At 37.0% G+C, this 11,465-nt stretch carries 10 protein-coding genes; 3 read left to right on the plus strand and 7 right to left on the minus strand.

Annotated features, from left to right (window positions below; genetic code table 11):
- Nucleotides 1–126: 126 nt before the first annotated feature.
- Nucleotides 127–987, minus strand: coding sequence for a methylenetetrahydrofolate reductase [NAD(P)H] (gene metF / locus RK02_RS06785; protein ID WP_016183516.1), 861 nt, complete (start codon nt 985–987; stop codon nt 127–129).
- Nucleotides 980–3,244: a 5-methyltetrahydropteroyltriglutamate--homocysteine S-methyltransferase gene (gene metE / locus RK02_RS06790; protein WP_016183517.1), complete on the minus strand. Its 2,265-nt coding sequence runs from the start codon at nt 3,242–3,244 to the stop codon at nt 980–982. The genes metF and metE overlap by 8 nt, the downstream gene beginning before the upstream one ends.
- 233 nt (nt 3,245–3,477) lie before the next feature.
- On the opposite strand from metE, the gene RK02_RS06795 reads away from it, so the two are divergent.
- On the plus strand, nt 3,478–4,056 hold the full coding sequence (locus RK02_RS06795) for an NUDIX hydrolase (RefSeq protein ID WP_016183518.1): 579 nt from the start codon (nt 3,478–3,480) through the stop codon (nt 4,054–4,056).
- An 11-nt stretch (nt 4,057–4,067) separates the two neighbouring features.
- On the plus strand, nt 4,068–5,000 hold the full coding sequence (locus RK02_RS06800) for a LysR family transcriptional regulator (RefSeq protein WP_016183519.1): 933 nt from the start codon (nt 4,068–4,070) through the stop codon (nt 4,998–5,000).
- A 99-nt stretch (nt 5,001–5,099) separates the two neighbouring features.
- Here the strand turns inward: RK02_RS06800 and RK02_RS06805 are convergent, their stop codons facing one another.
- Nucleotides 5,100–6,131, minus strand: a complete 1,032-nt coding sequence (locus RK02_RS06805) for a 3-deoxy-7-phosphoheptulonate synthase (protein WP_016183520.1) — start codon at nt 6,129–6,131, stop codon at nt 5,100–5,102.
- Between the two features lie 315 nt (nt 6,132–6,446).
- Here RK02_RS06805 and RK02_RS06810 point away from each other — a divergent pair, with 315 nt between their 5' ends.
- Nucleotides 6,447–7,466, plus strand: coding sequence for an alpha/beta fold hydrolase (locus tag RK02_RS06810; RefSeq protein WP_016183521.1), 1,020 nt, complete (start codon nt 6,447–6,449; stop codon nt 7,464–7,466).
- Nucleotides 7,467–7,519: 53 nt separating this feature from the next.
- Here the strand turns inward: RK02_RS06810 and RK02_RS06815 are convergent, their stop codons facing one another.
- The 4 genes from RK02_RS06815 to lacD form a co-directional block, all read right to left on the minus strand.
- Nucleotides 7,520–8,650, minus strand: coding sequence for a 5-methyltetrahydropteroyltriglutamate--homocysteine S-methyltransferase (locus RK02_RS06815; RefSeq protein WP_016183522.1), 1,131 nt, complete (start codon nt 8,648–8,650; stop codon nt 7,520–7,522).
- Nucleotides 8,651–8,767: 117 nt separating this feature from the next.
- Nucleotides 8,768–9,517 carry a DeoR family transcriptional regulator gene (locus RK02_RS06820; RefSeq protein ID WP_026231392.1) on the minus strand — a complete coding sequence of 250 codons (750 nt, stop codon included), beginning with the start codon at nt 9,515–9,517 and terminating at the stop codon, nt 8,768–8,770.
- 159 nt (nt 9,518–9,676) lie between these two features.
- Nucleotides 9,677–10,360, minus strand: a complete 684-nt coding sequence (locus RK02_RS06825) for a CPBP family intramembrane glutamic endopeptidase (RefSeq protein ID WP_016183524.1) — start codon at nt 10,358–10,360, stop codon at nt 9,677–9,679.
- A 129-nt stretch (nt 10,361–10,489) separates the two neighbouring features.
- Nucleotides 10,490–11,464: a tagatose-bisphosphate aldolase gene (gene lacD, locus RK02_RS06830; RefSeq protein WP_016183525.1), complete on the minus strand. Its 975-nt coding sequence runs from the start codon at nt 11,462–11,464 to the stop codon at nt 10,490–10,492.
- Nucleotide 11,465: the final 1 nt, after the last annotated feature.

An 11,465-nucleotide genomic window follows, 5' to 3' on the forward strand; every position in this document is an offset into this window, starting at 1 on the left:
TGACAGCAGCTTGATTACAGCCTAGGTATTCCTTGACTGAATCAGGCACTGTCTTTTACGGAACGTTTTTTGATTCTGCTTGTTTTTAGTATTTCATTTAGCTCGTTTGCTGTAATTGCCATTAGGCTATGAAGCAAACAGGGCCTGGGTTGCTTGACTAATGTCACGCGCTGTTTGGGCTTGATTCATCGTGTAAAGATGGATTCCATCCACATTTTGGGTAACTAAATCGACAATTTGATCAATTGCATAGGCTAAGCCCGCTTCACGCAAAGCTTGTGGTCGATGCTCGTATTTTTCCAAAATCGCTTTAAACTTCGCTGGAACCTTTGTTTTGCTCGTTTGAATCAAGCGAATCGCCTGATTGCGATTGACAATTGGCATAATGCCCGCTAGTATTGGCACATTAATGCCCGCTAAGGCACAATTTTCTTGGAACTGATAAAAGCTCTGATTATCAAAAAATAATTGACTCACTAGATACGTACAGCCCGCCTCAACTTTTTGTTTAAGATGGAGGACATCTTCTACGCGGTTAGCTGAATCCGGATGAACCTCTGGATAGCAAGCCCCACTAATCGTAAAAGCTTGATTTTTACTTTTCACATAACTGACCAAATCACTAGCATATTGAAAATCTCCTTTTGTTGGTACCCCAGCAATTTTATCTCCACGCAAAGCTAGAACCCGATCAATCCCTTTTTGTGCTAAGGCTGTTAGAATTTGATTTACCTGTTGCTTACTTAAATATAAAGCTGGCAAGTGAGCCACCGCAGGAATCTGCAGCTGATTTTGTACATAGTCAGCCAAGCGAACAGTCGATTGCTCAATATTATGTTGGCGATTGCTACAGGTGACACTAATGAACTTAGGAGTTAATCCCTTTAGCTCACTTAAGGTCTGAATCAGCTTTTCTTCGCCTACTTTCGTATTAGGCGGAAAAATTTCAAAAGATAAGGTCGGCTGATGCGCGCTTTTTTCACTCATCGCTAGTCAACTCCTCTCTGACTAAGCGAGCCGCTTGTGTTAAATGCTGTAAACTAGCTTTCGTTTCTTTCTCTCCTCTGGTTTTCAAGCCACAATCTGGATTAATCCAAACCTTTTCTTTTGGCACTTTGCTTAAAATTTTAGTGATTGTCTCAGTAATTTCAGCCACTGATGGAATACGTGGGGAATGAATATCATACACACCAGGTCCCACTTGAGTTTGAAAATGTTTGGCTTGTAATTCATCTAAAATGGTTAAGTTAGAACGGGATGCTTCAAAAGAAATAACGTCAGCATCCATGGCATCAATGGCTTCAATAATATCCGTAAATTCGCTATAGCACATATGCGTATGAATTTGGGTAGTCGGCTTGACTTTACTATGCACTAAACGGAAAGCTGGAATCGCCCAATCTAAATATTCGCTGAACCAATCTGATTGACGTAAAGGTAATTTTTCACGTAAAGCTGCTTCATCAATCTGAATAATTTCAATTCCGTTGGCTTCTAAGTCTAATACCTCTTCTTGAATGGCCAAAGCAAGTTGTAGCGTAGATTCTCTTAATGAAATATCTTCTCGTGGGAACGACCAATTTAAAATGGTTACCGGTCCAGTTAACATGCCTTTAACATATTGCTTGGTTTGTTGTTGGGCATAGCTAGACCATTTAACCGTAATTGGTGCTTTTCGATAAATATCTCCCCAAATAATCGGTGGTTTCACGCCTCTGGTACCATAGGATTGGACCCAACCATTTTGACTAAAGAGATAGCCAGCTAAATTTTGACCAAAATATTCCACCATGTCATTACGCTCAAACTCTCCATGCACCAAAACATCTAAGCCAATCTCACTTTGCCAAGCTAACCATTCATTAATTTTTGCTTGAACAAATGCCTCATACGCTTGTTCCGTGATATCCCCTCGATTGAATTGGGCTCTTTTTTGTTTCACTTCCTTAGTCTGCGGGAAGGAACCAATTGTTGTTGTAGGTAATAATGGAAACTGAAATTTCGCTTTTTGTAATTTTTCACGTTGCGCAAAAGCGGGCTGACGAATAAAATCATTTGGCTGTAGTGCATCAACAGCTTGTTGTACCTTAAGATTTTTTTCAATCCGATTATTAGCAAAAAGCGTTTGATTTTGAATTAATTGTTCTATTTGGTGCTTACTTGTTAAAATTGTCGCTAAATCAACTAATTCGCCTAATTTTTCTTTAGCAAAGGCTAGATGGGCTGTTATGTCTGCAGCAAAAGTTTCATTTTCCACTGTATACGGTACATGTAATAACGAACAAGATGTAGTAAGCACTAGCTGTTCAACCGGTAATTGCTTGATTAATTCAACCGTCTTGGTATAGTCATTGCGCCAAATATTCTTACCGTTAACAATTCCAGCATATAAAATTTTATCTTTAGGAAAACCTGATTGTACCAAACGTAAAGTCTCTTTGCCTTCAACAAAATCTAAACCTAAGCCATCAATTGGTAAATGGGTCAAGATCTCATATACATCACGGACATCACCAAAATAGGTTTGAACCAAGACCTTAATGCCAAGATTTTCTTCAAGTAAGGCTTGATAAAGGGTAGTTAGAAGAGCTTTTTCTTTTTCAGCTAAATCTTTCACTAAAGCTGGTTCATCTAATTGGACCCACTGCGCGCCTAATTTAGCCAATTCTAGTAATACTTCGCGATAACTTTGAATTAAGTCCGGTACAAAATCCTCGGCAACACAACCTGCTTCATATTCTGCTAAGCTAAGTAAAGTAAAGGGTCCAACTAAAACCGGCCTTGTCTGAATGCCTAAAGCTTTCGCCTCTTGATATTCTGCAAAAATTTTACGACCTGTCAGCTTCACTTGCGTATTTTTTTCAAATTTTGGCACTAGGTAATGGTAATTGGTATTAAACCATTTTTTCATTGGTCGAGCTTTGACATCACCTTTTTCGCCTTGATAGCCACGAGCTAAGGCAAAATAACGCTCTAAATCAGTAAATGGTAATTTGGCTACTTCTTCAGGAATAATATTAAATAATACGGCGGTATCAAGGGTTTGATCATAAAAAGAAAAATCATTACTAGGTATTTCCTCAATACCTGCTTGTTTAATTGTTTGCCAATGTTTTTGTCGTAATGCTTTAGCAAAAGTTAATAACTCCTCTTCGCTAATTTCCTGTCTAAAATATTTTTCCGTTTGAAATTTTAATTCTCGATGCTCACCAATTCTTGGGAAACCAACAATACTTGTTTTCATTGTTCTAACCTCACTTATTCTTTTGTTTTACTTGTGCTAATCCTAGCACAGCTAAAGGATATTTAATAACTGATAAAATATATGGATTATTATAGTCAAAAACTATAACCTGATGTAAAATAGAACAAACAATTGATTAATCAAGCATTGTTTCATTGAAGCAAGTAATTTCTAAGTGATTTACTTTAGTTATCACTACTTAAAATAATATAAAAAGATTGGAGTTGACGAGGATGAAGGCATTCACCTTAGCGATGGAAGCTTATCAACCATTCAATGAACAAGAAGCGAAGGATAAGCAATTATTTTTAGAGCAATTAGCAAACAATCCCAAATTTTTTACCCGAGAGAGTGCACTCGCGCACGTTAGCGTCTCTGCTTGGATTGTCAGTCCTAATCGTCAGCAGGTGCTGATGGACTATCATAATATTTATCAATCTTGGGCTTGGTTAGGCGGACATGCAGATGGAAAGACCGATTTGAAAAAGGTGATTTTACGGGAAATTGCCGAAGAAAGTGGTTTGACTGATAGTCATTTTTTATCAGAGGAGTTATTTTCCATTGAGGTGCTTACGGTGGATGGGCATCAAAAAAGAGGGAGTTATGTCCCTTCACATCTTCATTTCAACTGTACCTATCTACTAGAGGCAGATCCTAAGCTACCACTACGCATTCAGCCGAGTGAAAATAGCCAAATTGGTTGGATAGCTGTCCAACAACTACCTGAAAAAGTCAGCGAAAAGTGGATTCAAAAAAATATCTACCAAAAGCTAATCGCTAAGGTCAATCGCGATTTTGCATTACCAGAATAAGGAGAATCACTATGCGAATACAACAATTAGCCTACTTAGATAAAATTGTAGAGACTGGCTCGATCAATGAAGCAGCCAAGCAATTATTTTTAACCCAACCAAGCCTATCTAATGCGATTAAGGAATTAGAAGCTGAATTAGGCATTCAATTACTCATTCGCAGTAAACTAGGAGTCAGCTTAACCGAAGAAGGACGAGAATTTATGCTCTATGCCCGACAAATTCTTGATCAAGTCCAATTACTTGAGGAACGCTATCAACAACAACCTAAACGCAAGCAAAATTTTTCTGTTTCAGCTCAACATTATGCCTTTGTCGTTCACGCTTTTGTCGAATTAATCAAGTCGGTAGATGCTAATGAATACCAATTTACCTTACGCGAAACAGAAACACAAAATATTCTAGATGATTTAACGCAATTTAAAAGTGAGTTAGGTGTACTTTATTTAAATGATTTTAACGAGCAGGTCTTAAAAAAGCTGTTTAAAGAGCGCGATTTAATCTTCACGCCTTTATTTGTTGCCAAACCACATGTTTTTGTTAGTCGCAGCAATCCATTAGCCAACCAAAAACACGTGCAACTAGAAGATTTAGATGATTTTCCGTATTTATCCTATGAACAAGGTGAAAATAATTCTTTTTATTTTTCCGAAGAAATTTTAAGCACCCTGCATCATAAAAAAAGCATCAAGGTGAGTGATCGCGCGACAATTTTTAATTTAATGGTCGGTCTTAACGGCTATACGATTAGCTCAGGCATCATCAGTAGTGCCTTGAACGATGATAAGATTATCGCTATTCCCTTAGATGTCGAGGACTCAATGACTTTAGGGTGGTTAAGACATCGCCAAGTAAGTTTAAGTACTACTGGTAAAAAATACCTCAAGCTATTAAAACAACACATTAAAGATTATGGATTTGAAATTATGGAACAAGAAACTTAAACTCCTCATGACTTAAGTCAAACGTGTTCGTGGCTGTTTAATAAAAAGACGTGCCTATATTGCTTAGTTTAACGCTAAGCAATATAGGCACGTAGCCGTTTAATCAAGATTTTCATAAATATAATGAACTAGTTCTTCGGTTTTTTCCCAGCCTAGGCATGGGTCGGTGATTGATTGGCCGTAAGTTCCTTCACCGGGTTCTTGGCGACCATCTTCTATATAGCTTTCAATCATAAAACCACGAACCATTTGTTTAATCTCTTGATTCCAAGCACGGTTGATCAAGACTTCTTTCACGATACGCATTTGTTCTAGATATTGCTTACCTGAGTTATCATGATTGGTATCGATAATAATAAATGGGTTAGCATAATTGCCTTCTTTGTAGGCTTTGACAGCTTTTAATAAATCTTCATAATGATAGTTTGGAATGACCTGACCTTGTTCGCTTAAAGCGCCTCGTAAAATGACATGAGCTAATTCATTTCCTGTGGTTTTAACCTCACTACCACTGAAAATAAATTCCTGACTTCTTTGAGCCGCATGTAATGAATTGAATAATACTTTCATATTACCGCTTGTCGGATTTTTTAATCCAGTCGGTGCATCAATTCCGCTAGCTACAAAGCGGTGTTGTTGATCTTCCACCGAACGCGCACCGACGGCATGATAACTCACTAAATCATCCACAAAAACTAAATTTTCCGGATATAACATTTCATCAGCTGTCGTTAAACCTGCTTCACCAATGACACGTTTATGTAATTTGCGAACAGCAACCATGCCACGAATAAGGTTGGTTTCACCTGATGGGTCTTGTTGATGCAGCATTCCTTTATAACCATCGCCGTTGGTTCTAGGTTTGCCTGTATACACCCGTTGAACGATAAAGATCTTATCCTTCACCTTTTCTTGTAGCTTAGCTAAACGTTTGGCATAATCTAAAACGGCCTCTTCGTTATCAGCTGAACACGGACCAATCACTAATAAAAAGCGTTGATCTTCTCCTTTAATAATTGCTTTTAATTCGGCATCACGTTTATCCTTGAATGCCTGTTCTTTGGCATCTAAACAAGATAATGACTTGATTAAATCAAGATTGACTTGTTTGCTTACCGCTTCAAAACTCATAATTTTCTCTCCTTTTTCTTACCCTTTTACTTTTCATTTTTCTATTATATGCTGAAATACTCATTTTTGAAATAGGCGATTGACAATTTTCATTGTACTTTTTCATCTTTTATCAGGCCAGCTACAAATAATCCTAATCTCTTTCATTCACTAGGATAACAAACGTTTCAAATATTTTAAAAAACACGATAATAATTGTCAACAAAAAGGCTTTTCTTTACCTAGCTAAGCCTTGGTTCAAGTGATTTGATTGTTTGTTTTTTTGCTAATCATGCTATAATAAAGTCGATAAAAGTTGTTAAAGTAGGTGTACAAATGATTTGGCAGCGTTTTAAAAACAGTTCACAAAATGAAATTTCTGAATTGATGACTATGCGCTTAAGTGGCTTTAAACAAAAAATATTAATCGAAGGTCGTTTTCGCACCAATCCGATTTTGATTTTTTTACATGGGGGTCCAGGTAGCCCGGCTCCTTTTTCAGCAGGCTGTCGGGGGATGTTTCCGGAACTAACCGAGCGTTTTTTAATGGTCTATTGGGATCAATTAGGCTGTGGCGTAAATGACAAACAAATCTCTGAAGACTTTACCATTGAGCATTTTGTTTCAATGACCGAAGATTTAGTCAAGCAGCTCAAACAAATGTTTCCTAAAAATGATTTATATCTTTTTGGCTATTCTTGGGGATCAATTTTATCAACCTTAGTCACTAAACGAGTCCCTCATCTAATCAATGGTGTAATGGCTTTAGGTCAAATTGTTCGTAACCTTGGCTTCAACGAATTTGTTTATTACGCTTTAGAACATGCGCAAATGCCTAAGTTTCGCCAACGTGCCCTAGCTAAAATTAAGGCTAAAGCCAAGCACACACCGTTTGATTTACGGAGAATTGAATATTGGATCAAAAAATATACCAATGGCTATCAACCAAAAAGAGCTGAAAAATATCCTCTTTTTTCGGTTATTGCAATAATGCTATCTAGTCCTGATTATACCTTTAAAGACTTATTGGCTGTCATTTTAAATGGGACTCGAAAGAATCAATCACTCAACAAAGAAATGATGCAAGTGGATTTAACCAGTGATTTACAAAATATTGAAGTTCCTTATATTATGATTCAAGGACAAGACGATTTACTCACACCGACACAAATGGCTCGCCAAACCTATGAGCATACCTATAATCCCAATTTGCAATATGCCTTAGTAAATAACTGTGGACATCTTCCAGGAAAACATGCCTTGAGAGAAGTTTTGCTAATTGGCTATCAATTCTTTATGTATTTAGCCAATCAAAAGAAGAAACAAAAACCTACTGATTTGTTGAATAAAAAATAAAGACGCATCGCTTCTGATAAAATAATCGGTAGCGATGCGTCTAATATTTGAAGTTATCCCCATACCTGTTGGGCGATTTTTTGTAAATGAGCCATTTTTGCCCATTGTTGTTCTTGCGTTAATTTATTACCTTCTTCAGTGGAAGCAAAGCCACATTGTGGAGAAATCGCTAAGTTCTCTAATGGAATATAGTTAGTCGCTTCTTTAATTCGAGCAATTACTTGGGCTTCATCCTCCAATTCAGGGAACTTAGAAGTTACCAAGCCTAAAACGACTTTACTATTTTTATTTTTCCAATAGCGCAATGGTTGGAAGTCACCCGCACGATCAGAATCATATTCTAAAAAGAAGCCATCATAATTCGTAGCAAACAATTCTTTAGCAATCACTTCGTAGCCACCTGAAAAAATCCAAGAAGAAGCATGATTACCTCGACAAATATGGGTAGTAATAACCATATCTGCTGGCTTGTTTGCTAAAGCTTGATTAATAATCTCTGTACAGATTTGCGCAATATTTCCTGGATCAATCCCTTTAGCCAATAGCTCTTCACGTTTGGTCGCATCCGCTAAAAAGGCCCAATTGGTATCATCAAATTGTAAATAGCGACACCCTAATTCATAGTAGGCTTGAATCGCATCCGCATAGGTTTTCGCTAAATCAGCATAAAAATCTTCAATTTTTGGATAGATTTCAGCTAATTTAGAGCTACCATCATTGGCTAATACTTCTTGACGCAAAACCATGGTTGGACTAGGGATGGTCGCTTTCGCTTGATGTTTACCATCATTACCAACAACTTCTTTTAAGAAAACAAAATCTTGTAAAAATGGATGATTTTTATCAAAATACAGTTTATCTACTACGCGAATATTGTAAGCAGGCACATGTGCTCCTTTAAACTGTTGGTTATAGCCAGTATCTGGGACATATCCTTCAATCCCACCTAAATTTTCTAAAAAGTCGATATGCCACCAGCCACGACGAAATTCACCATCAGTAATGCCAAGGATACCGACCTTTTTTTGTTCTTCAACCAACTGAATAATCTCTTCATCTTCAATTTTACGTAAGTCCTCCTTAGACAAAGTCCCTGCTTGAACTTGCTTTCTAGCAGCTTTAATTCGATCAGGTCGCAAAAAACTACCGACATGATCCACCGTATAAGGAACTGTTAAACTCATTTAATCTACCCCTTTTATTTTAATCAATGCCAATTATTGGTATTTGTATCATTTTATTACTAAGCTTACCAAATGTAAATAACCATTCATCGTAAAAAAATTAAATCTGTTTTCTTATCAAAAAATCGGAATGAATTTTTCCAAGGCAACCATTTTATCCGCTTGAGTATCGTTGGTAATCATTGCAGTTAAATCTTTCAAGGCATAATAAGCATAGAAATCCTCTTGACCGATTTTTGAATCATCCATTAATAAATAGCGCTCCACAGAATTTCCTAACGCTAAGGCTTGGGTACTGCCTTCTTCTACGGTTGAGGTCATAATCTGATTATTTCTTAAACCGTTAGAACTGATAAAGGCTTGATGAAAATGCATATCCATCAACATTTTATTCGTCAATTCACCGAAGAAAGCCATCGTGGTTGGCCGAATTTCACCACCTAGCAAATAGACCTTCATTTTCGGCAAGCGTTGGGTTAGTTTTTCAAAAATAGGTAAGCAATTCGTTACCACTCGAATAGAATCATCTTCAATCATATTGGCAAAGATTTCAATCGTCGTTCCTGGCCCTAAAAAAATGGTCTGCCCTGATTTTAAAAGGGTTAAGGCTTTTTTAGCAATCATTTGTTTTTGTTCAATATTGATAATTTGTTTATCCCCGTGAGTTAATTCATGCGGTCGAAATAAATGCAAGCTTTTGGCTCCCCCATGAACTCGTTCTAATTTTCCTTGTTCTTCTAGCTCCATTAAATCACGGCGAATGGTCATATCCGAAACATGTAATTGTTCCATAATATCACTCACTCTAGCCGTCCCATTCGTATCTACAAGATTTAAAATTTGTAGATGTCGTTCTTCTTTTAGCACTTTACTCACTACCCCATTTCCAAGTATCAAGCTAGATTTTCACCCGAGGCTACTCATCCTATCTATTTCATTTTACGCTATTTTGAGCTATTTTCAAACAAAAGTTCACAAAATAAAAAACAATGAACAAAATTTTTATCTTCGTTCATTGTTTCATTACTATTTAAGAATACTTAAAATTGCCAAGCTATTATTTAAAAGATGCGCAGTCGTATTGGTTAAACTATTTTTACTCCAAACATAAGTTAAGCTAAGAGCTAGTCCACTACTTGCATATACCAAGCCAACTGGCCACTCACTTAAAGTATGCACATGTACAGCCCCAAATAATAGCGACGATACGAACACTAATAGGACGCTTTGATAGCGAGTCTTCGTTTGTCCGATTAATACCGTTCTAAAAACTAGTTCTTCATTAATCGGCCCCAAGATAACTGTTACTACAATAAATAGCACGAGCTGAATGCCAGAGATATGTTGCCCTAATTGCGTCAAAATCGCTTGATTACTTGATTGTTGGGGAATAAACAGCACTAAAAGATTCGCAAACAACACCATTAAGAAAAAGCCTAATAAGCTAAAGCCGATATTTTTTAAAAGCTGTTGTCGCCAGTTTTTTAGATAGTGCGCATAGTCCTTTCGATAAAGCCAACAGATACCGCCAATAAATAAAATAAAATGTGATAAATAAAAGTAAGCCAGTGATAAGTGCTGCGCTAATACGTGATTGCCCATGGTCATTTTTATCCACATTCGTTCTAGCAATACTGGACATATTATCATAAAGAGCAAATAATACGCTAAAACAGCCCCTCTTTTTTGTTTTTTAATTTTTTCAATCAAACATCATTCATCCTTTTTTTATTTTTGTTTAGTATAACAAATTTCACTGAAAATACTATCCTACTTAAGGATGAATTTGACGTTTATTTTCTGCTTTGCAGGCAAATGACCAATCAAGATAGCAATTGCTTAAGCTAGAACAAGTGGGGTAGCTGTTTGTAATAAAATTTCATTGAGGCTTTGGATATTTTGTAAGCCAATTGTCCGTAACCATTGTCTTGCGGCTTGTTCCCCTTGTTTGATAAATACCTCTACCCCATTTGCCCAAGTGGCACGTCCACATAATACGCCATTAAATGTTGAACCAGCTTGTTTAGCTAATCGTAAGGTTTCTTGGAACAGCTCAGCACTTACTCCTGCACTCAAGAAGATAAATGGCAATTGAGTGGCTTGACTTTGCGCTTTGAAATAATTCATCGCTTCTTCTTTGGTGTAAACAACCTCATCTATTGCATAGCCTTCAACATATTGCATATTGATAGGCACTTCAACCTTTAATACATCGACTTGATATCGAGGATTAGAGAATTCGCGCATCATTTCAATGACCTTATGCGGTTTGATTTTAGCAAATGCAGCCGATTGATTGTCATTGAGTTGGGCATCATAGCTAAGTAATTCCAAATAAAATGGTAAGCCCTCTGCTTGGCATTCACTACCAATTCGTTCGACAAAAGCATGCTTTTGCTCATTAATTTCTTTTGCTTCATCTACATCATAATAAAGTAAGAATTTAACCGCATCTGCCCCTTCTTCTTTTAAACGCTTGGCTGACCAATCTACCAATAAATCAGGTAAACGACCAGGAATACTCGCATCATAGCCGGTTTTTTCATAGGCCAATAGCAAGCCAGCAGTGGTCGCACGTTGTTTGGCAGCTGGCAAGCCAAACTCTGGATCTAACAGAATAGACGAAGCCGCTGTCGTTAATTCTTCCGATACCAAGGATTTAAACTGTTCAATTTGTTCCTTATCAATGGGCATCTCTTGACATTTGCCCATCATTTTTTTCAAAGCACCTCGTTGGTCAATCGCTAAAGCAGCAATGATTCCATCTTTATTGATTAACTTTTGCATATGTTTTTGTTTTTTTGAAGTAAGCATA

Source organism: Enterococcus columbae DSM 7374 = ATCC 51263 (assembly GCF_000406925.1).
In the GTDB taxonomy this organism is placed as follows: domain Bacteria; phylum Bacillota; class Bacilli; order Lactobacillales; family Enterococcaceae; genus Enterococcus_E; species Enterococcus_E columbae.